General features: G+C 48.8%; 27 protein-coding genes. 18 read left to right on the top strand and 9 right to left on the bottom strand.

The features are described 5' to 3' along the window. Positions 1 to 61 precede the first annotated feature (61 nt). Positions 62 to 538, top strand: coding sequence for a YcnI family protein (locus AC04MQ_RS15345; RefSeq protein ID WP_011164513.1), 477 nt, complete (start codon positions 62 to 64; stop codon positions 536 to 538). On the opposite strand, the gene ttcA is transcribed toward AC04MQ_RS15345, so the two are convergent. Further along, entirely contained in the window at positions 535 to 1,314 is a 780-nt protein-coding gene (ttcA, locus tag AC04MQ_RS15340) for a tRNA 2-thiocytidine(32) synthetase TtcA (protein WP_011164512.1), read from the bottom strand. The genes AC04MQ_RS15345 and ttcA overlap by 4 nt on opposite strands. Then, on the bottom strand, positions 1,298 to 2,353 hold the full coding sequence (locus tag AC04MQ_RS15335; RefSeq protein WP_011164511.1) for a mechanosensitive ion channel family protein: 1,056 nt from the start codon (positions 2,351 to 2,353) through the stop codon (positions 1,298 to 1,300). Before AC04MQ_RS15335 ends, ttcA begins: the two co-directional genes overlap by 17 nt. 111 nt (positions 2,354 to 2,464) lie before the next feature. On the opposite strand from AC04MQ_RS15335, the gene AC04MQ_RS15330 reads away from it, so the two are divergent. Both AC04MQ_RS15330 and AC04MQ_RS15325 read left to right on the top strand, forming a co-directional pair. Further along, positions 2,465 to 4,033: a hypothetical protein gene (locus tag AC04MQ_RS15330; protein WP_475392497.1), complete on the top strand. Its 1,569-nt coding sequence runs from the start codon at positions 2,465 to 2,467 to the stop codon at positions 4,031 to 4,033. A 158-nt stretch (positions 4,034 to 4,191) separates the two neighbouring features. Continuing rightward, positions 4,192 to 4,806 carry a L,D-transpeptidase family protein gene (locus AC04MQ_RS15325; RefSeq protein ID WP_475392496.1) on the top strand — a complete coding sequence of 205 codons (615 nt, stop codon included), beginning with the start codon at positions 4,192 to 4,194 and terminating at the stop codon, positions 4,804 to 4,806. A 70-nt stretch (positions 4,807 to 4,876) separates the two neighbouring features. Here AC04MQ_RS15325 and AC04MQ_RS15320 read toward each other — a convergent pair whose 3' ends face one another. Then, entirely contained in the window at positions 4,877 to 5,848 is a 972-nt protein-coding gene (locus AC04MQ_RS15320; protein ID WP_475392495.1) for a hypothetical protein, read from the bottom strand. Positions 5,849 to 5,921: 73 nt separating this feature from the next. On the opposite strand from AC04MQ_RS15320, the gene AC04MQ_RS15315 reads away from it, so the two are divergent. The 3 genes from AC04MQ_RS15315 (at position 5,922) to AC04MQ_RS15305 (ending at position 9,191) form a co-directional block, all read left to right on the top strand. Next, entirely contained in the window at positions 5,922 to 6,656 is a 735-nt protein-coding gene (locus AC04MQ_RS15315; protein ID WP_475392494.1) for a PilZ domain-containing protein, read from the top strand. A 63-nt stretch (positions 6,657 to 6,719) separates the two neighbouring features. Next, a complete protein-coding gene (locus tag AC04MQ_RS15310; RefSeq protein ID WP_235046081.1) occupies positions 6,720 to 8,543 on the top strand; it encodes a hypothetical protein in 1,824 nt (607 codons plus the stop codon). A gap of 78 nt (positions 8,544 to 8,621) precedes the next feature. Next, on the top strand, positions 8,622 to 9,191 hold the full coding sequence (locus AC04MQ_RS15305; RefSeq protein ID WP_235046080.1) for an RDD family protein: 570 nt from the start codon (positions 8,622 to 8,624) through the stop codon (positions 9,189 to 9,191). Here the strand turns inward: AC04MQ_RS15305 and AC04MQ_RS15300 are convergent. Further along, positions 9,168 to 10,334, bottom strand: a complete 1,167-nt coding sequence (locus AC04MQ_RS15300; RefSeq protein ID WP_475392493.1) for a class I SAM-dependent RNA methyltransferase — start codon at positions 10,332 to 10,334, stop codon at positions 9,168 to 9,170. The two genes, AC04MQ_RS15305 and AC04MQ_RS15300, sit on opposite strands and share 24 nt — an antisense overlap. 65 nt (positions 10,335 to 10,399) lie before the next feature. Here AC04MQ_RS15300 and AC04MQ_RS15295 point away from each other — a divergent pair, with 65 nt between their 5' ends. Then, on the top strand, positions 10,400 to 10,837 hold the full coding sequence (locus AC04MQ_RS15295) for a hypothetical protein (RefSeq protein WP_015091148.1): 438 nt from the start codon (positions 10,400 to 10,402) through the stop codon (positions 10,835 to 10,837). Here the strand turns inward: AC04MQ_RS15295 and AC04MQ_RS15290 are convergent. Further along, entirely contained in the window at positions 10,834 to 11,463 is a 630-nt protein-coding gene (locus tag AC04MQ_RS15290) for a hypothetical protein (RefSeq protein WP_475392492.1), read from the bottom strand. The two genes, AC04MQ_RS15295 and AC04MQ_RS15290, sit on opposite strands and share 4 nt — an antisense overlap. A gap of 63 nt (positions 11,464 to 11,526) precedes the next feature. Here AC04MQ_RS15290 and AC04MQ_RS15285 point away from each other — a divergent pair, with 63 nt between their 5' ends. Then, a complete protein-coding gene (locus tag AC04MQ_RS15285; protein WP_475392491.1) occupies positions 11,527 to 14,451 on the top strand; it encodes a M28 family peptidase in 2,925 nt (974 codons plus the stop codon). Positions 14,452 to 14,534: 83 nt separating this feature from the next. Here AC04MQ_RS15285 and AC04MQ_RS15280 read toward each other — a convergent pair whose 3' ends face one another. Continuing rightward, on the bottom strand, positions 14,535 to 15,236 hold the full coding sequence (locus AC04MQ_RS15280) for a hypothetical protein (RefSeq protein ID WP_015091145.1): 702 nt from the start codon (positions 15,234 to 15,236) through the stop codon (positions 14,535 to 14,537). Positions 15,237 to 15,387: 151 nt separating this feature from the next. Here AC04MQ_RS15280 and AC04MQ_RS15275 point away from each other — a divergent pair, with 151 nt between their 5' ends. Genes AC04MQ_RS15275 through AC04MQ_RS15255 form a run of 5 tightly spaced genes read left to right on the top strand, consistent with a single transcriptional unit; the run spans position 15,388 to position 18,958 of the window. Next, complete coding sequence (locus AC04MQ_RS15275) at positions 15,388 to 15,786, top strand: hypothetical protein (RefSeq protein ID WP_475392490.1); 399 nt, start codon at positions 15,388 to 15,390, stop codon at positions 15,784 to 15,786. A gap of 48 nt (positions 15,787 to 15,834) precedes the next feature. Next, complete coding sequence (locus AC04MQ_RS15270) at positions 15,835 to 16,740, top strand: alpha/beta hydrolase-fold protein (protein ID WP_041577602.1); 906 nt, start codon at positions 15,835 to 15,837, stop codon at positions 16,738 to 16,740. A 5-nt stretch (positions 16,741 to 16,745) separates the two neighbouring features. Continuing rightward, entirely contained in the window at positions 16,746 to 17,057 is a 312-nt protein-coding gene (locus AC04MQ_RS15265) for a KH domain-containing protein (RefSeq protein ID WP_015091142.1), read from the top strand. Positions 17,058 to 17,112: 55 nt separating this feature from the next. Next, a complete protein-coding gene (locus AC04MQ_RS15260; protein WP_080602467.1) occupies positions 17,113 to 18,084 on the top strand; it encodes a phosphotransferase enzyme family protein in 972 nt (323 codons plus the stop codon). A gap of 28 nt (positions 18,085 to 18,112) precedes the next feature. Further along, entirely contained in the window at positions 18,113 to 18,958 is an 846-nt protein-coding gene (locus AC04MQ_RS15255; RefSeq protein ID WP_235046079.1) for a D-alanyl-D-alanine carboxypeptidase family protein, read from the top strand. Here the strand turns inward: AC04MQ_RS15255 and AC04MQ_RS15250 are convergent. Further along, entirely contained in the window at positions 18,955 to 19,524 is a 570-nt protein-coding gene (locus AC04MQ_RS15250; protein WP_015091139.1) for a porin family protein, read from the bottom strand. The genes AC04MQ_RS15255 and AC04MQ_RS15250 overlap by 4 nt on opposite strands. 164 nt (positions 19,525 to 19,688) lie before the next feature. Between AC04MQ_RS15250 and AC04MQ_RS15245 the strand changes: the two genes are divergently transcribed. Genes AC04MQ_RS15245 through AC04MQ_RS15235 form a run of 3 tightly spaced genes read left to right on the top strand, consistent with a single transcriptional unit; the run spans position 19,689 to position 21,335 of the window. After that, positions 19,689 to 20,375: a YjjG family noncanonical pyrimidine nucleotidase gene (locus tag AC04MQ_RS15245; protein WP_475392489.1), complete on the top strand. Its 687-nt coding sequence runs from the start codon at positions 19,689 to 19,691 to the stop codon at positions 20,373 to 20,375. Between the two features lie 46 nt (positions 20,376 to 20,421). Beyond that, entirely contained in the window at positions 20,422 to 20,796 is a 375-nt protein-coding gene (locus AC04MQ_RS15240) for a bleomycin resistance protein (RefSeq protein ID WP_015091137.1), read from the top strand. After that, positions 20,793 to 21,335, top strand: a complete 543-nt coding sequence (locus AC04MQ_RS15235) for a hypothetical protein (RefSeq protein WP_041577600.1) — start codon at positions 20,793 to 20,795, stop codon at positions 21,333 to 21,335. Before AC04MQ_RS15240 ends, AC04MQ_RS15235 begins: the two co-directional genes overlap by 4 nt. A gap of 55 nt (positions 21,336 to 21,390) precedes the next feature. Here AC04MQ_RS15235 and AC04MQ_RS15230 read toward each other — a convergent pair whose 3' ends face one another. Both AC04MQ_RS15230 and AC04MQ_RS15225 read right to left on the bottom strand, forming a co-directional pair. Continuing rightward, positions 21,391 to 21,975: a hypothetical protein gene (locus AC04MQ_RS15230; protein ID WP_015091135.1), complete on the bottom strand. Its 585-nt coding sequence runs from the start codon at positions 21,973 to 21,975 to the stop codon at positions 21,391 to 21,393. Between the two features lie 219 nt (positions 21,976 to 22,194). After that, a complete protein-coding gene (locus AC04MQ_RS15225; protein ID WP_041577598.1) occupies positions 22,195 to 23,553 on the bottom strand; it encodes an MBL fold metallo-hydrolase RNA specificity domain-containing protein in 1,359 nt (452 codons plus the stop codon). A gap of 135 nt (positions 23,554 to 23,688) precedes the next feature. Here AC04MQ_RS15225 and AC04MQ_RS15220 point away from each other — a divergent pair, with 135 nt between their 5' ends. After that, the gene (locus AC04MQ_RS15220) at positions 23,689 to 24,465 is read left to right on the top strand and encodes an NADAR family protein (protein ID WP_015091133.1); all 777 of its coding nucleotides are present in this window, start codon (positions 23,689 to 23,691) and stop codon (positions 24,463 to 24,465) included. A gap of 2 nt (positions 24,466 to 24,467) precedes the next feature. After that, positions 24,468 to 25,649, top strand: a complete 1,182-nt coding sequence (locus AC04MQ_RS15215) for an aminotransferase class V-fold PLP-dependent enzyme (RefSeq protein ID WP_015091132.1) — start codon at positions 24,468 to 24,470, stop codon at positions 25,647 to 25,649. Positions 25,650 to 25,755 lie beyond the last annotated feature (106 nt).

Here is a 25,755-nt window from a genome sequence, read left to right as displayed (position 1 = left end):
GTTTGCTGCATTGTGGGCTTTCTTGAAGTGGATTAAAAATCGATCCATCAAGGAGGCCTTTGTGCTTAAAATGATCCCTGTTCTGTCTTTGTTACTGGGCTCTCAAGCCCTGGCCCATGTGTCCCTGGAAAACCCTCAAGCCGCTGCTGGCAGCTATTACAAGGCTGTTGTGCGCGTTCCTCATGGCTGTGATGCCACAGCCACCACGTCTCTGACGGTGCATTTGCCCAAGGGCTTCACCACGCCTAAACCCATGCCGAAACCAGGCTGGGATGTGGCGGTGGAAACCGACAATAACGGTGTTGCCACGGCAGTGAAATTTAGCGGCGGAAATCTGCCGGATGCGTTTTACGATGAATTTGTGATTCGTGCAAAAATCACAGCCCCGGCGAATTCAATCTTGTATTTCAAAGTGTCGCAGGTCTGTGAAAAAGGTCAGATTGACTGGTTTGATATCCCGGCGCCAGGCCAGGACGAACACGAACTGGCTGCTCCGGCGGCAAGCTTGAAAGTCACCGCAGGAGCCTCGGGCCACTAGGTCTTGAGGTTCTTAAAGTCCCACAAATCCTGATCCATCAGCTGACTTGGTTTGATATTCGTCATGGAAGTCTGGATGGAGGCATAGATGTTCGGGATCTCTTTTTCGAGGTCTCGAACAAGCTTCTTGATACGCTGACGTTTCAGTCCGTCCTGGGATCCGCACAGATTGCACGGGATCACCGGGAAGGCCCATTCGGCGGCCAGCTCTTCGATATCTCTTTCAGAAACATAGCACAGCGGGCGGACCAGAATGTTGCGTTCGTCGTCAGATTTCAGTTTTGGTGGCATGGCCGCCGTGGTGCCGACATAGAACATGTTCAGCAAGGCCGTGTGAACGACGTCATCGCGGTGATGACCCAGCGCCAGTTTGGTAAAGCCGTTGGCGTGCGCAAAATCATAAAGAATCGCACGGCGCAGACGCGAGCAAAGGGAGCAGAACGTTCCGCCCTGAACTTTTTCTTTCACGATGGAATAAGTGTCTTTTTCAACGATATGAAAAGGCACGCCCAGGCTTTCCACCCAAACTTTGAATTTGGACACATCAAAGCCGGGTTGTTTTTGATCCAGGATGGCAGCTTCGATTTGGAATTTGCGCTCAGAGCGTCTTTGGATTTCGGTCAGCAGGGCCAGCAATACACTGGAATCTTTGCCGCCGGAAACGCAGACCATGACCTTGTCGCCGTCTTCAATCATGTTGAAGTCGTTCAAGGCCTGCACGATCTGTTTGCGGATTTTTACCGCCAGGGGAAGTTCAAAATTAACGGCTGATTTCATGGCCTTGGTTTGTATCCGAAAGCTCAACCACTTGTCGAGCTAATTTGATGCCCTGAGCCTTCAGCGCCTCAATCCCACGCACATAAACCTTGTCGCCAATGTTAAATTGAGAGCCGTAGTTATCAATGAAGTAGATGATTTTGACTTCCACCCAGTGTTCGTTGGTGTCACTGACATAGGCCCAAGGTGCCGGAATGCCTCGGATTTCGCCGACTCCAGCAACGGTGCGCTCCAGAATCTGTTTGGCCAGTTCAATATTCTGCCCAAATGCCAGGCGGAAGATCTGGCGACGGACGATAGGGTTGTCCGGCGGGGAGAAGTTTGAAATCTGAGCATTGGCCATAAAACGGTTCGGGAAGGTGATCAGCTCATCTGAAAAACCCACCAGCGTGGTGGAGCGCCAGGTGATCTCGCGCACCTGGCCGGTGGCTTTCTGAATACCGCTCGTGATTTCCAGCCAGTCGCCGATTTCAAAGTTGCGATCCAGCTGCAAAGAAATACCCGCAAACAGATTTCCCAAAGTGTCCTGCAGCGCCAGACCCAGAATCACCGAGGCCGCCGCCGACGTCGCCAGCAGCGGTCCGACCTCCAGGCCAAACACATGAGTGATGCCCCAGAACACCAAAACGATCGACAGGATCAGAGAGAAAATGTTCACCAGAAGCAGCGGAACACCGTGCTTCATCGACCCCAGGAACAGGTACTGCAGGACGATCAGACGGGATGTTTTCACAAACACCACGTTCCCCCAAATAAAAGTCAGGAAGGCGACATAAGGGATGAACTTGGCAAAACGTCCGATCTGGGGTTCCGAGGTCTGCATGAAAATAAAGAGCAAAAACAAAAAGGCCAAAATCACATAGTGGCGAAGCAACGTGCGGAAATGATTGCGGATGCTGCGATGTCTTTCATCGGAAGCTTCCTTCAGGAAGAACTTATAAAAGATCCAGGTGATGGCAATCAGCGCCCCCAAAAGTATGAAAGGCTCAAGTTCAAGGAGTCCATAGAGTGCCTGAATTTTGATAAACTTTTCTGCCATGCTGATATGTCCTTCGTGAACTTTGATTATAGTGACTAATTTTTAGTCTAGTCGAGTCTAAAATTCATTCCGAGTGTAATCTGTCCAAGTCAGCCTGCCGATAAGTTCCCTATGAAAACACATGGAATGGTTTTGATCTTAGGGATGATGATGACGGCCTGCGCACCGCAAGGGTATGAGGCCATGAACAATATCGCTTCGCAGGTGGGGAATGACATTGCCTGCAAAGACAACAAGCTCGAGATGAAGCTCTGGGACGGTCTGAAGGCCTATCTGATTGAGCAAAAAGAGATCCCGGCTTCCGAAACACTGAAGCAGGCCATGCGCGATCAGGTGCAAAAGCTGGCTGCTGAAAACCCAGGCATGACAAGTGAAGATCAGGCAAAGCTGCAAGCCCAGCTGGACAAGCTGGTTGTATCCTTGCTTGAGGAAGCTCCCAAGGGTGAGCGTGTAGAGACACCGGAACAGCTTTTGATGCTTCTGTCGGCGATTGACGTTGGGGACCGTTCCACGGTCTTCAGAAGCTACATGCAGGATAAAGTGCGTGGCAATTTCACTCAGCTTTCAAAGACCGTGGACAGCTTCGAACTGAGCTGTCCAGCGGGTGACAACTCCACCGCGGGCACCGGCACTGGTTCCGGCAGCACCGACACGGATTCTGGATCCAGCTCAGGGACCGGCAATGTGGTTGAACCGACGCCAGAACCGAATCGTGATTATGAATATCATAAAGCCCAGGCCTTGAGTGCCGGGGAGTCTTTGTCCGTATTTGGCGCCCGTTGGGCCTTTGCGACTTCTTATCAGACCTGCCAAAGCGTGGTTTTGCCGGATCTGAATGCGCAGACCGAGACCATCTCGGGTATCTCTATCGTGGGTAAGCATTCAGATGGTGTGGGCAGCAAGCGTGAGATTGCCAGCCTTTCCAAGGTTCAGGCGACCCATCCTTATATCAAGGGTGTGTCAGGATATGGTGAAGGTTGCTTCAGTGTGAAGAGCAATCCTTTGATTTACGATTACGGCGGCAAGCCTTACGGCACGACCGCAGCTGATTCCCCGATCGATATGTTTAAGAACAACGGTGATGGCACCAAGGTTCTGGGTATTGACTGCTCTGGTTACGTCTATACTTCAATGGCGACGGCGGGTCTTCGTTTGAAATCCGGGCGGGCTTTGAAAGCGTCGGATTCGTGGGCGTGGGGTTCCAGCTCTTATGTTGAGCCTCAGAACAACGGTCTGACTTGTTTAAGCAAAATCTCTGTGACACCAGCGACGTCACTGAAAGCCGGTGACATCGTGGCAGTTTATGGTCACGTTCTGTTGATTGATAAAGCGGGTTCAGATCCATTCGGTATTGCTTCTGCGAAAACAGAAAGCGACTGCTCGAAAATCAAATCCAGCGGTTTTGATTTTACTGTTGCGCAGAGCTCTCCGAATGTGGGTGGCGTGGGTATTAACTTCTTTGATGCTCGTGTGTATCTGCCAACCAGTGCGAAAATGCAGACGGGTCTGGAAAAGTACGCTTACTATGCGTGTCTGGCGAAGGTGAACAACAAGACTTATACTCCGAATGTGGGTACGTTGTCGGTGATTCGCCACAAGGGCACGGCGGACTGTATGGCTCCACGAGTGAAAATGGCCCGAGAGGCTTGTATTTCTTCCTGCTCCAGCTTGCGCCGCTAATCAGCGCGATGAATAACTTTTTGACAGAGTGACAATAGGGGTCTCCGTGAAAATCACGGGGACCTTTTTATTTGGTTTTTACGACTGAAAATTCATTACAAAAAAATATCTTTTACGGGTGGATGTGAATGAATGGTGAGTGTGATATAACTCTCGTCATGAAAAAGACATTGCTTCCCCTTATTGCTCTAAGTCTGTTTGCTACAAACTCTTTTGCTGCCGGTTCCAAGGCGCTGGATAAGTCTTTCCGCTATTGCGAAGACATTTCCCAGGTCGATAAGCTTTTGGATCGCAGCCGTGAAAGCGTGGACCGTCTTCAGGCGGAAGAGCTGAAAGTGGAAAGAATTGTGGTCTCTAAAGACCGTAAAGAGCTTTATCTGATCTCTGGTGACACCTTGTTGAAAGTGTACCCGGTGGCCTTCGGCAGAAACCCTGTCGGTCACAAACAGTTCGAGGGTGACAACAAGACGCCGGAAGGCTTGTACTCTATCGACTATAAAAATCCTCAAAGTCAATACACAAAGGCTTTGCATGTTTCCTATCCGAATAAAGCGGATACAGAGTTCGCAAAAGCTCAAGGCAAGTCTGCAGGTGGCGATATTATGATCCACGGTCTGCCTTCAGAAGAACGCAAAGGCCAGGCGGTGGGTTTGATCCATCCGATGAACTGGACCCAAGGGTGTGTGGCCGTGACTAACCCGGAGATCGAAGAGATTTATTCTCTAGTTAAAGAAAAGACTCTGGTTGAAATCTGCAAAATGTCCGGCAACTAAATTTCAAATGTTTCGGTACGTTTCAAAAGAAAAAAGCCACCCTTATCAGGTGGCTTTTTTTATTTCTGCTTCAGCTTACGTTCCGGTCGGCGGAGCAGGCTTTCTTATAGTGTTTCAACAAGGCCGCGTCGACAAGGCTTCGTTCGTATTCATCCACAATAAACACACCGATGGCGTCGTTGGCGTTTTTCACCCGAGGCAGTCCGCGCACGATGTCCGGCGCATAGAAGTCGTCTTCGCGACCATCAAAAACCACGATCTGATCCCGCAGGGGCTGATTGGAATCATACACACGGACTTCAATTCGTCCGTTGCTTTTCATTTCAAAGGACTTGGCCACCACGACGTGCTGGGCGGTGCGGGTGGGGCGCAACAAAAGCAAAGTCAGACGGTGGGATTCAAGGTTTCTTAAAAGCACATCACGGGTCTGGCGGTTCTTGCGACCACTGCGGGCGTCATCTCCAATAACGAATTTCAGATTTTTTGCAAATTCATGAAAGCGTTCTTTTTGATAGTGTTCAATTTCATGCTTCCATGCGCGGTACATTGTTTTGCCGTTTGAAAATTTCTGGGAAAAACCATACTGCATCTGCGACCACAACGGCGTGTTGGTGCGCCACTGGGAATCTTTTTGGCTGAAGATTTTGAATTCGCTCAATGCCGTTTCTTTCAATCCGTTGCCTGAAGCATACGGGCGACTGCCGCGCACCATGTCCAGGATTTCCGTGGTCTGCAGAGGCGTTGGATCACTGTTCTGATTCCAGCGCGACAGATAAAAGAACAGGCGCTGCGTGCGCGACAAGGACCAGCACGCTGCCAGATCATAAAGCCCGGCTGAAAACGGCCAGTTTACCGACAGGTTGTGATAGCTGCTTCCTAAAGATTCGGGGCGGATGCGGCGATAGATTTCATCTGTCGAAAGCCGGTCGCAGGCCAGGTTTTCCACCAGGGAGTCCGAGATTTTCCCGGCCGGGGCGGCAAAGCTTTGAGTTGATAAAAGGGACACCAATAAAATGAGGATTTGTTTTGCTGTTTTTGTCATAACTAAGGTCCAGAGACCGCAAGAATTGATGCCCCGTCAAGTTGCTATCGTTTAACATACTTGAGGAGGTTTCATGGGGGAAGAACAGCTAAAAAGGCCAACGGGAATGTACCTGATGGCGATTCTTTTTATTCTGGCTCCATTGGGAAATCTTCTGATCAGTTTTGTAAGCTCTGAATATGTCAATTCACAAAACAGTTTTGTCTCTTTCGCACAATCAGTTTCAAATTTGGATTGGATGTGGCTGGGGCTTTTGCTTCTGACCGGGGTTTTGCTTTTGCGCGCTCATAAGGCGACATGGACCCTGGCTATCGGCACACTGATGCTGGTGCTTTTCATTAACTTGTACCGCTGGGGTAATGGAGAGTTTTCTGATAGTGGCCTGTTGGTTCACGGACAGCTTTTCATGTCCTGCTTAATCACAGCCTTTGTTTTGCTATTGGCGTTTTATTTCCGCTTCCCTTATCTGGATCGCCGCGCGCAGTGGTTGTTTCCGGCAGCATCCCGCTATGATTTCCGCACTCCGGTGAACGTGGTGGCTCAGGACATCTTTGATGGCGTCACTGAATCCATTTCGATCAGCGGGGCCCGGGTGCGCCTGCAACGGGATCTTGAGGGGTCCCAAGGATTGCGTTTCGTGGATGTGATTTTCCCGGACATTCGTAATATGAAGGTCAAAAGTCGAGTCGTGGAATATCGCGATAATGTGCTTCGCCTGAAGTTTAAAGAGCTTACAGAGCGAGACCGGGTGTATTTGCAAGAGTGGCTCCGGTCTCAGATTGAGACAGCCACAGAAAAGTTAAGTTAAGTCCGGGTTCTTTTTAAGTTTTTTAGAATGTGTACCGAAAAGACTCAAAAGCATGAGGTCGTTATGAGATGGAAGTTGAAACCGAAGTCATTGATGAAAAGTCTTGCAGCCAGCGCGTCGGCGTTCACGATGTGCATGGCGCCAGTCGCGCAAGGTGCGGCGGCACAGGATCAGAAGAAGCTGATCAATCAATACCTGAAAGAAACAGGGCTCACGACAAAGAAAATGACCGTCGGTGAATTCTACCGCATGGTTCGCCACGTTTATCCACACAAACTGCAAAAGCAGATGGATCAATGGGTTGAGCTGAATCGTCATGAAATGATGCCGGCCGTGGAAGCGTCCACTTACAAAGGTGCCGACGGTAAAGAACAAGTGCGTTTGACTTTGACTCATGCTGGTCAGACATCCACTTTGACTTTCACTGGTGATGATGAAAATCCACTGAAAGTAAACGGCGTCAACTTCAAGCGTAAAGAACTGATGAACTATAACAACTTCAACGCTATCGCAGGTAAAATGGCGAAGCTGGATCCGGTTGTTGCCAAGTCCCTGAAAACGGGCAAACAAAAACCTCTAAGCAAAAACTTTGTACTGACTTACAAAGAATACACGCGTCTGACTCCGCGTCAGAAAGCGGAATACTTCGTGCGCATGCGTGCGGCACTTGAATCTGCTCAAAAAGTCTATTCCACTGTTTATGGTGCTCAGGCGTTGAATGAAATCAACAAGCGTCATGAGTGGGCTGCTTCCTTCCTGTTCGGGGAAGACGCTGAAGCAGCGGGTCTGGTAGGCAAGCCATGTATCGTGGCAGGTTATTTGTCTATTTATGGTGAGAATAACTCCTGCGGCGGCAGCAAGCAGGGTGCGATCGATCTGAAAAACAAAATGGAAGTTAACAGCGCCACTTGTTTGAACAACGGTGTGTCCTGTAATCCGATGGTTTACGGATTCAGTGCCAACGGTGCACCTCATTGCGTGTCCCGTTCTGAAGTGAAGTACGCAACCCGCGTTTGTAACGGTAAATCCCCCCTGCGCACCGGTGATGTGAAATCCGAGGGCGAGGATAAAAAACGTATCATTGAATCCTACCTTAAAAAAGTAAAAGGCCAGGACATCAATCTGGTGTTGAATGAAGAAGGCAAGATCTCTCAAGAGCAGTACAATCAAATTTCTGCTTACCTGGGTGACCTGCAAAACTTCATCAACTCTGCGGTGGCAGAGTGTGGTCAGTTGCCTTTGCAAAAAATTGCTCAACAACGTGATGACCAGGCGTCTGCGTGTAACGAGATTAAAACTCGTGCATTCTCCCTGCAGTCCTTCGTGGTGGCTCCAGAGCCTCCGGCTCCTCCGGGGCCAATCGCTGGTGATTGCTCTGTGCAAAAACCAGGTTCCGTTTCTGGTGAAGGCGGCAAAGGCTGCGTGTGCCCTGAAGGAACCAAAGAAAGCGAACCAAGTGAAAGTGAATCTCGTCCAAGCTGTCTAGTGATCGAAGCTGGTGGCGAGGGTGATCTGCCAGGTGGTAAAACAGAAGTCGGCAAAGACGACAGCTGTGGTTTCTGGTGCCGTAATAAAAACTGGATCATCCCAGTGGGTATCGGTTTGTTGGCCCTGGGTGCATTCTGGTGGTTGTTCAGCAAGAAATCCAAGTCTGACTCCAAGTCTCCAGAGTACGTGCCACCAGCACCTGCTCCAGAACCAGAGCCGACAGCAACGACAACGGTGACGACTCCGGTCATTGATCCGCCTCCAACGGCTCCGTGCCCGGCTCCGAACCAGTTGATCAACAACGTGTGTGTGCCGGTCGTGGTGGTGCCTCCTCCGACTCCGGATTCCGAGGGCGGAACAACAACTGACACTTCCATCCGTGCGGGTGGGGTTCGTTAGGAAACTTAAAAAGTGAATATCGACAAGCATCAAGAGAAAAACATTCCACAGCGGGCTCCCCAGAAAAGGGAAGCCCCTGTGCCGTTAAGGGGTCCAACCCCGCGTCGTCGTGGGCCGGCAACACCGGCTCCGTCACGCGTGAACGGCTTGTTCAGGGATCGTCGAGATCTGAGTTTTGAACAGGGAACCGGTTTTCATGGCGGGCCGTCGGCGCGTCGCAAGGGTTATAAACTTGCGTTGTGGTCGTGGTTGGCGTCGTTCATTGATGCTTTGATTCTGGTTGCGGTCAGTTGTGTGTTCATGCTGATGTTTTCAATGATCGTGAAAACACCGGTGGGTGCGCTTATGCAGCACTTGTTTCACAGTCAAAATCAACTGACCTTCTTTGCAGAAGTTTTTGTGATGTTTGCCTGGGTGTATATGATCACCGTTCGCAGTGTGATGGGTTCTACCATCGGTGAATGGGCGTGTGATCTGCGCTTGGGGCAGCCGCATGAGCGTCTGCAAATCAGTTATATCTTCCGCGTGGCTTTGCGCAGCTCTTTGATTTTGGTCACCGGAATTGTGACCTTGCCGCTGCTTTCGTTGTTGGCCGGAAAAGATCTGGCCGGTGCGCTTTCAGGCTTACGCCTTTTCTCTTTGAAGTAATCCCAAAACCTCATAGTGATCCGTTTGCGGGAACTGGTCGACGATATAGGCCTCTTGCATGCGGTATCCGCATTCCTGCAAAGTCACCAGATCGCGGGCCATGGATTCAGGATAACAGGACATATAAATAAAGAACTCGGGCCGCTGTTCAGGCGCAAGGTTTTTTAGCGGATTCAAAAAGCCCATCAGGCCGGATCTTGGTGGATTCGCCAGTACACCATCAAACTGCGAAAAATCCTGAGTCAGTTTTTTCTGGAAGTCCCCGCGATATATAGTCACGCGATTCTTCAGGTGGGAAAGGCTTTGGGGAAGCTCGTTTAAAGACCGCTCCAGGCCTTGCAGCGACAGTTCGTCGATTTCACACGCCAGAATGCTTTCCGCCCCCGCCAAAGCCGGGAATGTTAGGTTTCCGATGCCAGAACCGAACTCGATCAGGCGCTGGGCCTTATAGCGTTTCACCCAGTCATAAATCACATCGCAGATGATCCTGTTGGCGGTGTGGCTGGGTTGAGTGAAGCTCGCCACCTGACAGTAAAGATTCACCGGAATGTCATTCATCCAGGACTGGAACCACACGTGGTGCTCGGGATCGCGCAATTTAAACTCGTGACCAGTCCAAACCGGAACTTTGCGACGCTGACCGATTTCCACAAAAGCCTGCTGTTGCAAAGAACGCAGGATGCTCTGTTCATCCAAAAGGGTTTTGATATCCACGTTGGCCAGATCGATCCACAGTCCGCGCTGTCCGGCCGGTCCGATGCGAAGTCGGAAGGATCCGCGCTTAAAGGGCCACTGAATCTTTCTAAAGTCCGAGAGCCATTCTTGCAATGCGGGGCTGAGCTGGGCGCAGACTTCGATATCGAGAATTTCATGACGATCCGTGCGGTAAAGACCCAAACGGCCGTCCTGAAGGCTGAAATCCAGACGGTCCCGTAAATGCCCGGGGCCGGCGGAAAGAACTTTGAGGGGCTGTGGAAACGCGACCGATGCGGCCGTAAATAATCCTGAAAGGTCGTTTATTTTGTTTTGAGCCTGATCGCCGTAAGGCACTCCGATATGCTGACAGCCGCCACAGTCCGGGGCGTAGGGACAAGGCACAGTGGTCAGTTTGTCAAAGGTTTCGAATTTCTGAAAGTTCGGCATTGAGTACTTGCCCCGGCAATTTCGCTGTTATAAGAAAAACCTATCTTATCAAAACTAATGGGGGAATGGTGAGAATTTTATTGCTTGCTGGCATGATCATCTTTGCGGGAGTTTCCTCCTTTGCTGCCAACAACAACCCTTGGATGCGTGCTTGTCGTATTGAGGCGGGGCAGTTCTGGGTTCTAAAAGCGGGTTCTGAGGAATACTCCATGTGTTTCTTTGGTGAATCTGCGGTGGGAGCTGAGGCTCTTTTCCAGTTTAAATCCAAATCGGCGACTCCGGAGGCTGTATTGGCCTACAAAAACCGCAATGCCTCTTCGGCTCGCGGCGGAATCTGCGGATCTTTCGATGCGGAAGTTTTTCAAGGCAAAGACACTGACGGCCAGACGTTCAATGTCTGCAAGTTTTCAGATGGATCTTTGATGGAAGAAACCACGTTGTGGCTGGGCCCTGGTGCCGGAACAACTCAGGGCTTGGACAAAGCTCTTTCAAGCACTTACTAGTTTTTCACTGATTCAGACGGGCGCAGGGAATAGATACAAGAACTTGCGTCCTTGATCACACCATCTTCCAGGTGCAGATCCTTCTTCGTAAAACCCAATGTCACATGCGGATAGTACTGTTCAGGATTGAAGTCTTCGGCTTTGCCGCCTTTTTGCGTGTAAAGAACGTGCACGGCTTTTCTGATCTGGAACAGGCGGTCTGATTCCACCACCGCGTAATAGGTAGAATCTTCCTTCACCGCCCCTTTACCCACGCACAGCAAGTGATAAGGGCTTTTAGTCATGTCCATGCGCTCAGCCAGGGCGTTGATTTCTTTCATTGAAATCTTCTTTTTTAGTTTCGTGAATTCGACCGGTGAAATCACCGTGATGTGCGCTTCGCCGCGATGCTGAAGTTGCACGCTTTGGTTTTTTTCCACCTCAACGCGCATTTTTTCAAAGGCCGCATAAGGCAGATCCAAAGACAGATAGGACTTTTCTTTATGCTCGACGGAAGCAATCCCGCGCGTGGCTTTCGGCTTAAGCTCTTGTTCAGAATAGCTCAGGCTTGAAAGTTTATACGGTGATGAGGTGGCGCAGGCGGTCAGTGAAAGGGAAATGAGAGCCAAGTGAAACGTGCGGCGCATGAGTTTCTCTTTTCTTCGCTTGGGTTTGACTTAAGATGGTCCTGCTTTTAGCCTACACAGACTATGAAAAAAGTGAAAGTTCTTCTTACAAGTGCCTGCATTTTCTCGCTAATTTCCGGCCTGGTGGCGTGCCAGGTGAAGGACACCAAGTCCTCTGTTTCCAAATCTGAGACTGCCGCTTCCGGTGCCTTTTCCAATGAGCCTCACACATTGGTGGGTGAAGCCCGCCAACTGACCTTCACCGGCCCTAAGTCAGGTGAAGGTTATTTCAGTCCGGACGGAAAAAAGATGATCTTTCAAAGTGAGCGTGAGCCGGGAAATCCATTCTATCAGATGTACATTCTGGATCTGATCAGTGGGGACACGACCCGCGTTTCCCCGGGGCATGGCAAAACCACCTGTGGCTGGATTCACCCTTCCATGAAGAAGGTGCTTTATTCCTCGACCCATCTGGATCCGGAAACGAAAAAGAAAACCCAGGAAGAATATGACAACCGCAAAAAAGCGGTCAAAGCCCGTTATTCCTGGAGCTTTGATGATAACTACGACATCTTCAGTTCTGATCTGAATGGCAAAAACATCCAGCGTCTGACCCGTGAAAAAGGCTATGACGCCGAAGGGTCTTATTCCCCGGATGGGCAATGGATCGCCTTTGCCTCCAACCGTGCCGGTTACACCGAAAAGCTGGAAGGGGAGGACAAGAAGCTTTTTGAACAGGACCCTTCCTACATGATGGATATCTACATCATGAAAGCTGATGGCACCCAAGTGAAGCGTCTGACTGATTCCAAGGGTTATGATGGCGGTCCGTTCTTCAGTGCGGATGGCAGGAAAATCACCTGGCGCCGATTCTCCCCGAATGGATCCACGGCTGAAATCTTCACCATGAATGTGGATGGTTCAGACCAGAAACAAGTCACCAAGTTGAAGTCCATGTCCTGGGCGCCGTACTTTCATCCATCAGGGGATTACATCATTTTTGGCTCCAGCGTTCTGGGATATCACAACTTTGAACTTTTCATCGTCGATGCGGAAGGCAAAAAAGCGCCGGTGCGTGTGACGTCGGATGATGGCTTTGACGGTCTTCCGGTGTTCACGCCGGATGGTAACAGTTTGTCCTGGACCCACCGAAATGAAAAAGGGGATTCGCAGATCTTTATTGCGAAATGGGACGACGCTCAGGCCAGAAAGCTTCTGGGACTTGCTGCTCAGGATCCGGCCGCGGGTTCTTTGACTCCGGAAGTGAAAGTCGAAGACATCAAGAAATGGGTTTACTATCTGGCCTCCCCGGAACTTCAAGGACGTGGCACCGGCACGGGGGAAGAAAAGCTTTATACTGAAAAGCTCACGCAACTCTTGAAGTCCTGGGGTTTGACAGGGGCAGGTCCGAATGGGTCGTTCTTTGAAACCTTCGAATTTACTTCAGGTGTGGGTCTGGGTGCTGCGAACTCACTTGAAGTGGTGGGTTCATTCAAAAAGAAATACACCGTTTCCCGGGATTTTGAACCGGTGTCATTCTCTAAAACCGGAGACTTCCGTGAAGCGCCGGTGGTGTTTGCGGGCTATGGTATTAAAGCTCCGGCCAGTGACAAAGAAGCTGAATACAATTCTTACAAAGGTCTGGATGTTAAAGGCAAGTGGGTGATGGTGCTGACGGATTTGCCAGCAAATATTTCGCCGCAACGTCGTCATTATCTGAATCTGTATTCTCGTTTGCAGCACAAAGTGACTGTGGCGAAAAATGAAGGGGCTGTTGGTATTATTGTGACTAACGGACCTGAAAGCGGTTTGCCTGAAAAATTCGGCAAGATCAAATTCGAAGGCTCATTGTCTGAAAGCACGCTGGGTGTTTTGCGCCTGTCGACATCAGCAGCTCAGGAAATGATTCGTTATGCCGGTCAGGACATGATCAAGCTGCAGATGAAACTGGATAAAGGCGAAATGCTTGAAGGTTTTGTGATTCCTTCGGCGTATATCAAGGCTCAGGTGGATTTGCAGTTCCAGAAAGCTCAAGGCATCAATGTTGTTGCGAAGCTGACGGCAGCTGGTAGCAATTCTGCGGTGATGATTGGCGCCCATGGGGATCATCTGGGGCACGGTCAGTTCGGCAGCAGCTTGGCGAAGACTGGTGATGCTGGTAAAGCCCATGTGGGTGCGGATGACAATGCTTCAGGTGTGGCCGGTGTGATGGAGCTTGCGCATTACTATGCGAACCTGAAAGCTTCCAAACCAGGTCTGTTGCAAAAGAATATCTATTTCGGCATCTGGTCCGGCGAAGAGCTGGGAAATCTGGGTTCGTCCCATTTCACCAAAAATATGGCGAAACATAATATTACCTCCTATATCAACATGGACATGATCGGTCGATTCAAAGATCGCGTCTTTGTTCAAGGTTTGGGATCTGCAGACAACTGGACCCGTCTGGCGGAAGAAGTGGGTGTGCGCAGTGCGGTTCCGATGATTGTTCAAGAGGACCCTTATCTGCCGACGGATTCTTTGGCGTTTTATCTGGCTGGAGTTCCCACGGCGAACTTCTTCACCGGGTCCCACGCTGAATACCACAGTCCGCGCGACATTCCTGAATTGGTAAACTATGAAGGTGTTGCCCGTGTTCTGACGGCCGTAAGAAGCCTGACGGACCTTTTGGTTGATACGAAGCTTCCAATGGTCAAATACGTGAAAGTGGCCAGCGCCCAGAACCGTCTGGAAGGCCGCAGTTTCCGTGTTTATCTGGGCACGGTTCCGGATTATTCCCAGGAAGGTGTCAAAGGGGTGCGTATCTCTGGAGCATCCAAAGACAGCCCTGCTGAAAAAGCCGGATTGAAAGACAAGGATATCATCACTGAGTTCGGTGGAACCAAGATTGAAAACCTGTATGACTATGTTTATACGCTTCAATCGGTAAAACCCAATCAAGAGACCATTATGAAGATTCTTCGTGATGGCAAACCGTTGGAGCTGAAGATCACTCCGAAGCTGAAAGAATAGAAAATAAAAAAAAGCCAGTCTGGAACACCGACTGGCTTTTTAGTTTTTCATGCGAAGCGATTTAGCGCTTCAAGCGGAGTGATTTAGAAAGTCAGTGAAGAACAGCGGCTTTTCAGGAAAGTTCTCAGACCATTGTCAGAGAACTTAAAGCGCACATCCCCGTCAGACGTGTATTTGAAAAGATCATAGTTCTTTACGCTGCAGGTTTTACCGTTTTTATCGGTGAAAACAGAGCTGTTCCCGGAAACGGCTGTGGGTGCAGAACCCAGTTTAAAGCCGGAATCCAATTTCAAACCCTGATACTTGTTGATTTCAACGCCACCACGGTTGTCCGGACGGATAGCTGCAGCTCTTTTGACTTCTGCGCCCGTCATTTCAACCAGTTCGGCGTCTTCATAGTCGAAAGAAGCTTTGTTGCCATTGACAGTAGTCACCGTCAGGCGGCGGGTTTCGTCATTCCATTCAAATGTGGGAACCGGATTAATACGTGGGAACAGAAAGAATTCACGGGCTCCTGTGGTCGAGGACTCATCGCCATAACCCAAAGAGTTAAAGACCATCAGTTCGCCATCAGCCGTGAACAGATAGTCACGGTAAACCAGACCTTGTGCCTTGCGGTTATGGACAGAGACATAGCAGTTGTCGCCATCACTGGAAGAAATCATCTGGACTTGGATGCTGCCACGTCTCTCAACGATATCCTGACAAACTGCCTGGGAGTCGAAAGCCATTGCGGAAGCCGATCCAACGGTGGAAAGAAGAAGAACGTTCAAAAGTAATTTCATGTGCACCTCTTTGTTGTAAGCAGAACCCAGTCAAAACAGGCTGTCAGCTGGGGAGGCAGAGCGGCAAGGAAAATAACAGAATCTGGACTCGATCTGTACTAACCGATTGTGATTGTATAAGGGTCTCTTTGAGGAGCGAGGTTTCCTGCACATGTCCTCTTTTGTGGAAGAATTCAAAAAATATCAAAGACAAGAACGCTTTCTGACCGGCGGCCTGGTGTTTCTTTCAGTGATGGCGCCCGTGTCGTTCACGTGGCTGATGGATGAAAAAGTTCATTGGGTGGTGGCGCTGGGTGCGGCGTTTGTGTTGGTCTGTGGTGCCATTTTGCTCCACGTTCTGCGTGCGCGTGTGGCTGGGAAACTTTTAAGTAAATATGAAACTCTGGATGTGGGATCAGTTCTTGCCAAAAAGATATCTCCCGCTCAACCCCGCCGTTTTGTGGTAACCAACAGGGGCTTTAATCATTTCTATCTGCGCTGTTTGAACACGGGCGAACAAGTTCTCGTGTCTAAGCACAGAGTCCGCGAAGATTTCGATATTGCAAATTGATTTTTCATAGGCCTCAAGGGACCCTTTTCTCTGTGTAGAGGGGGGTCTATGAAGAGGTTGACTCTAGCTTTTCTCCTTCTGTGCGTTTCACTATGGGCTCAAGGCTATGATGAAGTGTCCGACGATTATATGCTTGCAGAAGCAGATGTCCCGGAAACCGAATTTGGTCGCGGACGGTTTATTTGTGATTCGGAAGAATTGCAGGGCGTCCGGTTTAAGTATTGTTACCGGGATCCAGACAGCGCGAACAACAACGACATCGTCTATTTCTTTCATGGACTGAACGGTTCTGAGAAAACCTGGCATCGCCAGTTTTTGGGAACCCGGACCATACAGGACTGGTGGGAGCTTCGCGGTTATCGCCCTCGGATCATTTCGGTTTCATTCGGCCCCCAGTGGCTCTTGGTTAACAACAAACGATATCCTCTGTTGCCGGCCTTCACCCGGGTGATCATGCCCTTTGTGGAGAAAAAAGTCGGGGGTTTGAAAGGTGGACAGCGCCACATCATCGGCCAGTCCATGGGGGGATTCAATGCCGCGGAAATATCCCTGAAAAATCCGGGGATGTTTTCCAAAGTGGCTTTGTTGTGTCCGGCACTTGCGACGATCAGTCCTTTTGCCAGCGATCGCGAAATCGACGCTTACATCCGGCGCACCGGGGCCCTTCGTTGTCAGGTTGAAAAAATGCAGCGTATTTCGCAATCCGTGTTCGTGGATAAAAAGGACTGGGACAATCACGATCCGCTCAGGCTGATCAGCAGATATCCCAAGGGTAAAAAACCTAGGTTCTATGTTTCCATCGGGCGCAATGACGGTTATGGATTTCAGGAGGGCTCGGCCGCCTTTATAAAAGGGGCCCAGGCGTTTTCCTTCCTGTTTAGCTGGGTGCCAGTCCCGGGACCGCATTGCAACTTTAAGCGTATAGGCACAGCCAATTTCATCATGGGGGATTAGGTTCTATGAACGACATCGAAGCCTTTAAGTATGAAGAACGTAAAGTCAAAGGCGCAGATATTGACCAGGAAAAGTATCGCGAGGAAATCCGTCAGCTGATCGAGCACATGGTGCGCCTGCTGGTGGATCACCCCGACACAGTGACGGTCAGCACCTATGTGGGACCCAAGACCACCGTGTACCGGGTGAATTGTGCCAAAGAAAACCTGGGTCAGGTCATTGGCACTCAAGGCAAGACCATCATGGGTTTGCGTGCTGTGGTTCACGCTATGACAGCCCGCACGGGAATTCGTTCGATCGTGGAAATTCCGGTTTAGAATAAACTCAATCTTCTTGAGTTTTGGTCCAGAAAAAAAGTATTCTGAACTGCGAATGACTAGCACGACCGTATTGCCGCATTTGCAAGAGATATTGGAGCTATGGCCCTTAGGGGCCATTCGTTCGGTCGTGGAGATTCTTAACGGGGCCGTCAATCAGGTATACCGGGTTGAAGCCTCTCTGGGTAACTTCTATCTAAGAATATATAAAACCGAAGACAAATCCCGGGTGCAGCGTGAGCATGCTCTGATTGAATTTGTGGCGGCTCACAATCTGCCGGCGGTACAGACGCTGCCTTCCCGGTATGGAACTTCATTGGTTGAATTTAAGGGCAAGTATGGGGCTTTGTATTTCGAAGCTCCAGGGCATCAGGTGAAGAAAAATGACCTGACCTTGACCCATGCCAGAGCTGCAGGTTCCATGTTAGCTCGTCTGCATAAAGTATTAAAACCACTGCCGGATGTGGGTTATCGCAAGTACTCCTTGAACTGGGACGCCCAGGAATGGATTGCACGTCTGGATAAAATCGAAGCGGTTATTTTACAAAAACCGCATTTGTCTGAAGCCGATCAATGGGTGTTGTATCGCCTTAAAGATCAGCGCGAGTGGATGCGAAATCCTGCTTGTCTGCATTCTTATGTTCCAAAGTATTCAGCTCAGGTTCTGCATGGGGACTTTCATCAGGGAAATCTGTTTTTCCAAAAAGAAACTGTCTGCGGCGTGATTGACTGGGATCAGGCGGTCTTTATGCCCCGGGGTTTTGAAGTGGCCCGTGTGGCTTCTTACATGTTTGATCTGAAACCGGATCTGACCACGGCCTTCTTGGAAGCTTACATGGCTTTGAATCCATTGCCTCAGGAAGAACTTGAAGATGGTGCGAAAGCCTGGGGCTGTCATTGTGATCATTATGTCTGGGCTCAGGAAGAAATCTATCTTCATGGCAACGAGCGCGCCCGTGTGTTTATTCCGGACACCGCTTACAAGCCCTTCTCTGAAGTCTGGGCGCAACTGACAAAGACCCTTTAAAATAATCCCCAAGGTGTATGATGGCTTTATGGAATGCCTGAAGGGGTTGCTTCTTCTTTTTGTGTGTTTCTTCTGCGTGAAGGCGCAAGCCCTGCCTTCGGTGAATGCTTTGTCCTGGGTGTTGCTGGATGCCTCCAGCGGTCAGATCCTGGCGGAACTTAATAAAGATCAACCGCTTCCACCGGCTTCTTTAACCAAAGTGATGACAGCGTATATGGTTTTATCTGAGATCCGCGAAGGTCGGCTTTCCCGCAGGGACCGGGCGAAGGTTTCTGCCAGTGCAATCGTCCATCGGCCGGAAGAGTCCAGTATGTTTTTAAAGGTCGGGGAGTCTGTGTCGGTGGATGAGCTTTTGCGAGGGCTTATAGTGGCTTCAGCCAATGACGCCGCCCTTGTGTTGGCCGAAGTTGTTTCAGGCAGCCAGAGGGCTTTTGCAAAGCAAATGAACAAGACGGCGCAAGGCTTGGGAATGACTCAAAGTCTTTTTGCTAACGCTTCGGGTTTGTACACTGATAAACACTATTCCACGGCGAAGGACCTGGGATTGTTGGCAGTGCGAATTTCCCAGGAATTCCCCGAGTACTTTGAATACTCGTCCAGCAAAGATCTGACCTTTCGGGATTTCCACAAGAAAAACACCAATGACCTGCTGTTTTCGAAACTGCCGGTGGATGGGATGAAGACCGGACATATCAAGGCGGCAGGCTGGTGTGTGATGGTCAGTGCGCGAAAAAACAAACGCCCGGATAAAAAGTCCGAGCGTTATATAGCCGTTGTTTTGGGGGCGCCCAGCAATCAGGATCGCTTTGCTGCCGGAAGGATTTTGCTGGAGTTTGCCTTCAGTCAGCCTCGGATTGTAAAGGAAGCCTTTTAATAGCCCACACCAAAAGACAGCGTGTGCTGCACATCATTTTTAGACAGGTCGGAATAGTCTCTGAAGACCATCGTGGCGCTTAAATTCACTGAAAACACCCCGAGCTTCACACCTAACTGAGCACCGGCATAAGGGTTGTATTTCAGGTCTTTGTCTTTTCTTGTGACCACGCCACTGGATGTGGATTCTTCAAACCCTTTAGTGGCCTGGGCTCCCAGACGTGCGGAAGAAAAGAAATATTGATTGAATCTGTAGGTCGAACGAATACCAAGCTTGTAGTTTTCATCCTCGTGATAAACCTTTTCCGGGGTGCCAGAGAAAGTTTCGGTATCAGAGGCACGGGAATACTCAGCTTCACCGGAAAGCAGATCCACGCCGGCCGACAGGCGCACGCCATACATCGCGCGGGTTGCGATATGCGGACTGGGGCTGCTGCGATAGACAGTTTCATATCCGTACAAAGGCTCAATAGCATAGCCAGAACCTTTTACCAGAGTGAATTGGCGGGCGGAAGCCACGGATGTTGCCATCAGCATCGCCAGAATAGTTAGGATCTGAATTTTCATAAGGCCCCCTTGTTGGACTTGTCTTGCATTTGTTTAATCGGCTTATTGGGCGGGAAGTTTTACAGGACGTTACGACAGGAGAATGCCTTGCATACGGACTTGGGTATGGCTTTAGGGCTGGTAAACGAGTATCGTGATGTTCTGGAGTAATTTAAGATCAGATTATGAAATACGATTTGTTCCTTTTTGATTTGGATGACACGTTGTTGGACTTTAAAGCGTCTGAAAAGCTGTCTTTTGTTTCGGCGATGAATTCAGTGGGTTTGACCTCGGATCTGGACAACCTTTTCCGGACTTATCAGATTGAAAATGCCGCTTTGTGGAAACAGTTTGAACAGGGAAAAACCACCAAGGATCTTTTAAAGATCGAACGTTTCCGCAAGCTGTTTGAAGTCCACGCCATTGAAATCGATCCGGTCCTGACGGCAAACCGATATTTGGATGCTTTGCCAGAAGCTGTTGTGTTGATCGATCACGCCGTGGAGCTATGTGAATATTTAAGCGGCAAAGGCGAGCTTGGAATTATCACCAACGGGATTCAAGCCACTCAGGTTCAACGGCTCAGCCGCTCGAAACTGGCTCCTTTTGTCAGCTTTATGGCTGTGTCTGAAGAAGCCGGCTATGCGAAGCCCGATGTTCGATTCTTTGAATACACCGTTAAACAGGCCCGTAAGTTTGATAAAAGATCAACCCTGATGGTTGGCGACAAGCTTGAAACGGACATTCTGGGGGCGCATCATTTCGGTATTGATTCCTGCTGGTTCAATCCCGGAAAAGTTAAAATTGAAATCGACGAAGTCCCGCCACAAATGGAAATTATGCATCTTTCTGAACTGAAGAAAATGGTTTAAGGCCAGAATTGATTACGACAGAAAACAGCAACAGGATTGAAACATAATGAATTCAGCTAATTTATCTCCTGCAATTCCGCAGTTACCTTCTGGTGACATTGAAAAAACAGCTCAGTTCATGGAACAGAAACTGGGTTTTAAAGTTGTTGCGAAAATGATTGAGCACGGGTTTTTGTCCGTAAAGCGCGGGTCTTGCGAAATTCATTTTTGGAGAACCGCTTCTGAAACTGATGCAAAGAATCTGGGGAGCCAAAGCAGCTGCTATATCCGTGTTGAAAATGTTGAAAACCTGTTTTCAGAGTTCAAAGACCGCGGAGTTGTATTCAGATATGAACTGACCAGGCAACTCTGGGGCATGAACGAAATGCAGATCGATGATCCGTATTTGAATGCCATCCGTTTTGGGGAGTCTTTTGAATGAAAACCAGATGGAAAATAAGCTCTTGGATCGTTATTGTCGCAGGTGTGTTTTTGGGCCTGCGCTATTGTTATTATGGATCCTTGGTAAGGTCTTGTGTCTATACCGAAGAAGCTCAGACCATACCGACCGATTTTACCGGTGCCAAGATACATTTGATTCGACCTGCGGCTGTGGTGCGCGGGATCGATAAAGAATATCAATGCCTGGCAGAAATGGGCGCCATCACCAACAAACTTGTCGAAGCCAGACACGCCATCCATTATCAATATCAAATTGAAAACATGCAAACGCAGACCGTGGATGCCAGTTCAGACATGGAATTTGAACTGGTCAAAATGATCGCCGTAACAAAGCATGGAATCAAAACGATGGATTCAGGATCTGGACCCATTCGTCATTTGATTCTGAAAGATCAGCACGGGAATTTATATGAAGTCGCCACCGTCAGTCTGGGGTTGAATGCTGGTGATGAATATCTAAAAGCGATCACAACAGAGAGTCAGGAAATCATCCTGAAACCAGAAGTTTTTAGTAAATAAACCAGCAGGGGAAGACGGGGAGAGATGTTTTTCACTATCCCCGTTTGATACAAAACTATTTTTTGCGGCTATTGAACTCTTCCATGAAAGCTTCGAAGTCCTCATAGATATCTTTTTCAATTCCCGCATGCATAATGGTCAGGTCTTGCTCTTGTTCCAGTTGCAGAATCAAAGACTTCGCCGGCAAAGGACGCTGATCTGTGATCAGAAAGAAATGATATCCCAAAATGCAGGATTCGGTGGCATTTAAACCTTCAATGCGGGTTCGCACCGGGGCCGAAATAATCTCGCTGTGTTCCGGATTGAATGCCGCCCAAAGGTGATAGTCATTTTCCTCGATAAAACGGCCATTAAAATCATGCGCCAAGCGATCAAAACTGCCACCTAAAAGGTCTTCGCCCTGATTTGCCAGAATCAGATGTTGTTTCAAACTCAGACCCACCAGGAAGTACAACAAAGCGATACGGGATCGTTTAAGGTGAAGTTCAGAGCCATAAAAAGTGTCGTAATAATCCGGCTCAATAAGCTTCTTGAAGAAAGCACGTTCTTTGAAAAACTCCACCGTGAAGGCAGCATTTCGCTCAAAGCGTGTTTGGCAGGTCCCACAGATATTCAAAGTCGGGTTTTCAGAGGCATTCATCCAAGCCGGAAATAATGGTTCGGAATGAAGTTGGGATTGATTTGAACAAAGCGGGCAAGATTCCATATTAATTAACCTTTAAAGAGATGCTTTTGAATGTAAAGCCAGAACCAGTTCAGGGTCAATTCGATGAAAAACCCACGGTTGAAGTGGGATATACAATCTTCTGATAAGTTATATTATGTAACAATGGGTAGAGGGGTTTATTTGAATATGGCCCTAGGTCTTAACGAATTGATTCATTCTGGGCACTGAAACGTTCCATTTTAAGTCTTTATCGATGCGTTTACGAAGCTCATCTGCAGCGCTGGATTCCCCATGCACCAGGAACGTTCTTTTTGGGGCCTCTGGAGCCTGCTTTAACCAGGTCATTAAATCACTTCTGTCTGCATGGGCTGAAAATGAATCCGATGGAACCACTTTGCAGTTAATCTCTACATAAAGACCATGGATTTTGATCTCTTTAGCACCATTCAACAAGCTGTATCCACGGGTTCCGGGGCTTTGAAATCCTGCCAGCAAAACGATGTTTCTTGGATCCGGGCCGAAAGCTTTTAAATGATGTAAAACCCGGCCACCAGTTAACATGCCGCTGGCTGCGATGATGATTTTAGGCCCGGATTTATCATCATTTAAAGCGCGGGATTCTTCGGCGGTTTTAACGGAATGAACTTCAGACATGATTTCAGCGAACTGTCCCGAAGCCAGACGTTGGAACGGGTGATAGCGTTCGTATAATTTTGCAACTTCATGACCCATGGGAGAGTTAAAATAAACGGGGATATGGGCGGGGACCTCCCCGTCTCTTTTTAGTTCCGTGATTTCAAACAACAGATTCTGAGCTCTTCCCACGGCAAAACTAGGAATCAGTAACACTCCCCGTGTTTTTGCGATCTCTAAAATACACTGTTTTAAGACTTCTTTTGAAGTGATCTTGGAATGATCGCGATCCCCATAGGTGGATTCCATCACGACATAGTCTGAATGCACTGGTGGTTCCGGTGGTGGCATCAAAGGGTCATTATAACGGCCTAAATCACCGGAAAATTGGATACTGGTTTCACCGTTTGAAATCCATGCTGAAGCAGCCCCCAAAATGTGACCGCTGCTGGTGAAATAAACCTTCAAAGTTCCAATATCAAATTCAGTGTGCAGATCCACCGGCGTTAAAAGAGGCAGCGTTTTTTCAGCATCTTCAATGGTATATAAAGCCAGTGCTGGACTGTGTTTGGAGAAACCTTTTTTGTTGGCGTATTCAGCGTCTTCTTCCTGGATCTTGGCTGAATCCAGTAAGATGATTTTCGTCAGTTCCAGCGTTGGTTCGGTGCAGTAAATTCGGCCTTTAAAACCTCGTTTAACCAACAAAGGCAAAGCTCCGCAATGATCCAGATGCGCGTGAGTTAAAACGACAGCATCGATATCACGGGCCTCAAACGGAAAGTCCTCCCAGTTGAGTTCGCGAAGTTCTTTAAAACCCTGGAACATGCCGCAATCGACTAAAATTCGAGTGCTGTTATTATGTACCAGAAACTTAGACCCGGTAACTGTTCCGGCTGCGCCTAAAAATCCAACTTCCATAAGCTCCCCTTTGTCGATTTCTTTAAGAATAGCCCTAAATCTGACCGTATTTTGACCTTTTATGCGTGCGGTCAGAATTGTATTCACGCGGAAGGTCCGCTAGTCTTTGCGGGCGTTTTTGCGTAAGGGGGATTTATGGCTAAAACGACGTTCGTATCATTGTTTGTGCTTCTGACAGCATTTCTGGTTTCTTGTTCAGATTCCAGCAATAAAAAGCCCACCCAAGGTGTAAAACCTGCCGCGAAAGCCGATGATTCCTGGAAAGCTCCATATCCGGCGCACTGGTGGAAAGAAGTTCCGCGCGAAGAAGCCAAATCCTGGGAAATCCTTCCCCAAGATGCCGGCCGTATGGAAGTTGTTCTAAGCAAACGAAATGAACTGGGTCTGCTTTCAAACTTCGCGGAAGCTTCGTTCGTATTCCATGGAGTTTGCTATCCAACGGTTGAAGCTTTCTGGCAGATGATGAAATACCCAGAGACCGAAACTGATCCTCGCTGGGCTTGGGCCAAGAACTGGAAATACACCCGCGAACAAGTTTCCCAGATGAATGGCTATGCCGCAAAAAGCGCTGGTGGTTACGCCAACTTCCTGATGGAAAAAAACGACGCCAACTGGGTGACCTTTGAAGGCAAAGTGTTTCCATTTGCGACTAAAGAGCCCGCTGAGCATTATAATCTGATCTTTGAAGCCCTGATCGAAAAGCTGCGCCAGAACCCTGAAGTCTTGGATGTTCTGGTGAAAACAAATGATCTGAAGCTTCTCCCCGACCATGGTGTTTCGGAAAAATCCCCCCGTGAATGGCATTACTATTTATTGTGGACGGACATCCGCGAACAGCTGAAAAACAATCAGTTGTCTTTGGTGACCAACGAAGATCTGTCTTTGAAAACCTGTAAAGGTCGTAATAAGTAATTATGTTTCAGGATTTCACCGCTGCTTTTGAGAAATACAAAGACACTTCGTTTGTGAATCTCAACAACGGCACCCTGGGTTTGTGCCCATCGGTCGTTATCGATCAGCAAAAAGCCGAGGTTGGGACTTTTGAACACAACACATCTAAAGGGTATGGTGCGGCCTGGGCTCGCCTGTGGGTCTTGCAAGAGCGTCTGGGACGTTTCATCAAAGCCCGGCCTCAGGATCTGTTTCTTCGCCCCAATGTCACTTTGGCTTTAAATGAAATCATCATGGGTTTGCAGCTGCCTGCAGACTCCGAAATCCTTTCGACCAGCTTTGAATACGGTGCGGTGGTAAATATTCTGCATTTCAAGGCCCGCAAAGACCGTCTTTCTGTGCGCTTTATCAATGCGGATTTTATGTATGATGAAATCTCAGCGGATGAAGTGGTTTCAAAGGTCGTATCGCAAATCTCGGGTAAAACCCGTGTATTCGTCGTCAGCCATGTCTTTACCGGCAATGGCCTGACTGTACCTTTGGCAAAACTGGCGGCCGCATTAAGAGCTAAAAACGTTTTACTGGTGGTTGATGGTGCTCACGCACCCGGGTTATTGGATTTAAACTTCACAAATGACCTTCAAAACGTCGATTATTATGCCGGGAATCTGCATAAATGGTTTATGGGTCCCAAAGGCACAGCGTTTGCCTGGGTGAATCCTGTACTTCAGAATCAAATGCAGCCAGCTTATGGGTCTTGGACCACGGAAGAAAAGATTTTGCCTGGGATGGGTGCTTATTGTGATCATCCGTTTGCGGCGCGCATGCTGTGGTCCCATTCAATGAGCTATTCAAGCCTGTATGGTTTGGAAGCTTGTTTTGATTTTTGGGATCAGATGGGACCTGACACTATCAGAACCGAAATTCAAAAACGTATGAACTATCTTGAAGACGGCTTAAATCAATTCAAGATCAAATCACTTAAAGACCGTCATTCAGATATTGCTTCAAGTCTATTATGTTACAAGATCGAGAGTTTTCCCGGAATCGAATTTGACGGCCTGTTTGTCCGTGATTCAAAGCCTGCTTTGCAAGTGGGACTTCCAAGGGTTCCAGGCTTTCCGGTTTTAAGACTGACTCCGCATATTCATAACACTCAGGCAGAACTGGATGCTGCCATCTTGTCACTTTCGAAGTTCGTCTAGCGCATTGACAGCCGTCGACGCAAATTGCCTCTTTCTCACAATGAGACGGGGAGTCCCCCATCCCTCCCCTGTTAGGGCCAACGTAGTGCTTATAACCTAGCACGGG

The organism is Bdellovibrio sp. MYbb2 (assembly GCF_056175685.1).
The sequence above is the reverse complement of the archived record's forward strand: the minus strand, read 5'-3'. Positions and strand labels throughout refer to the sequence as shown.

Coding starts and splice junctions, on each gene's coding strand:
- AC04MQ_RS15295 (WP_015091148.1), top strand. CDS start 10,400: ATGGTGAGAATTTTATTGCTTGCTGGCATGATCATCTTTGCGGGAGTT.
- AC04MQ_RS15245 (WP_475392489.1), top strand. CDS start 19,689: ATGAAATACGATTTGTTCCTTTTTGATTTGGATGACACGTTGTTGGAC.
- AC04MQ_RS15285 (WP_475392491.1), top strand. CDS start 11,527: ATGAAAAAAGTGAAAGTTCTTCTTACAAGTGCCTGCATTTTCTCGCTA.
- AC04MQ_RS15310 (WP_235046081.1), top strand. CDS start 6,720: ATGAGATGGAAGTTGAAACCGAAGTCATTGATGAAAAGTCTTGCAGCC.
- AC04MQ_RS15230 (WP_015091135.1), bottom strand. CDS start 21,975: ATGAATGCCTCTGAAAACCCGACTTTGAATATCTGTGGGACCTGCCAA.
- AC04MQ_RS15215 (WP_015091132.1), top strand. CDS start 24,468: ATGTTTCAGGATTTCACCGCTGCTTTTGAGAAATACAAAGACACTTCG.
- AC04MQ_RS15280 (WP_015091145.1), bottom strand. CDS start 15,236: ATGAAATTACTTTTGAACGTTCTTCTTCTTTCCACCGTTGGATCGGCT.
- AC04MQ_RS15225 (WP_041577598.1), bottom strand. CDS start 23,553: ATGGAAGTTGGATTTTTAGGCGCAGCCGGAACAGTTACCGGGTCTAAG.
- AC04MQ_RS15335 (WP_011164511.1), bottom strand. CDS start 2,353: ATGGCAGAAAAGTTTATCAAAATTCAGGCACTCTATGGACTCCTTGAA.
- AC04MQ_RS15290 (WP_475392492.1), bottom strand. CDS start 11,463: ATGCGCCGCACGTTTCACTTGGCTCTCATTTCCCTTTCACTGACCGCC.
- AC04MQ_RS15260 (WP_080602467.1), top strand. CDS start 17,113: ATGACTAGCACGACCGTATTGCCGCATTTGCAAGAGATATTGGAGCTA.
- AC04MQ_RS15270 (WP_041577602.1), top strand. CDS start 15,835: ATGAAGAGGTTGACTCTAGCTTTTCTCCTTCTGTGCGTTTCACTATGG.
- AC04MQ_RS15255 (WP_235046079.1), top strand. CDS start 18,113: ATGGAATGCCTGAAGGGGTTGCTTCTTCTTTTTGTGTGTTTCTTCTGC.
- AC04MQ_RS15320 (WP_475392495.1), bottom strand. CDS start 5,848: ATGACAAAAACAGCAAAACAAATCCTCATTTTATTGGTGTCCCTTTTA.
- AC04MQ_RS15300 (WP_475392493.1), bottom strand. CDS start 10,334: ATGCCGAACTTTCAGAAATTCGAAACCTTTGACAAACTGACCACTGTG.
- AC04MQ_RS15325 (WP_475392496.1), top strand. CDS start 4,192: ATGAAAAAGACATTGCTTCCCCTTATTGCTCTAAGTCTGTTTGCTACA.
- AC04MQ_RS15250 (WP_015091139.1), bottom strand. CDS start 19,524: ATGAAAATTCAGATCCTAACTATTCTGGCGATGCTGATGGCAACATCC.
- AC04MQ_RS15275 (WP_475392490.1), top strand. CDS start 15,388: ATGTCCTCTTTTGTGGAAGAATTCAAAAAATATCAAAGACAAGAACGC.
- AC04MQ_RS15330 (WP_475392497.1), top strand. CDS start 2,465: ATGAAAACACATGGAATGGTTTTGATCTTAGGGATGATGATGACGGCC.
- AC04MQ_RS15240 (WP_015091137.1), top strand. CDS start 20,422: ATGAATTCAGCTAATTTATCTCCTGCAATTCCGCAGTTACCTTCTGGT.
- AC04MQ_RS15265 (WP_015091142.1), top strand. CDS start 16,746: ATGAACGACATCGAAGCCTTTAAGTATGAAGAACGTAAAGTCAAAGGC.
- AC04MQ_RS15235 (WP_041577600.1), top strand. CDS start 20,793: ATGAAAACCAGATGGAAAATAAGCTCTTGGATCGTTATTGTCGCAGGT.
- AC04MQ_RS15220 (WP_015091133.1), top strand. CDS start 23,689: ATGGCTAAAACGACGTTCGTATCATTGTTTGTGCTTCTGACAGCATTT.
- AC04MQ_RS15315 (WP_475392494.1), top strand. CDS start 5,922: ATGGGGGAAGAACAGCTAAAAAGGCCAACGGGAATGTACCTGATGGCG.
- ttcA (WP_011164512.1), bottom strand. CDS start 1,314: ATGAAATCAGCCGTTAATTTTGAACTTCCCCTGGCGGTAAAAATCCGC.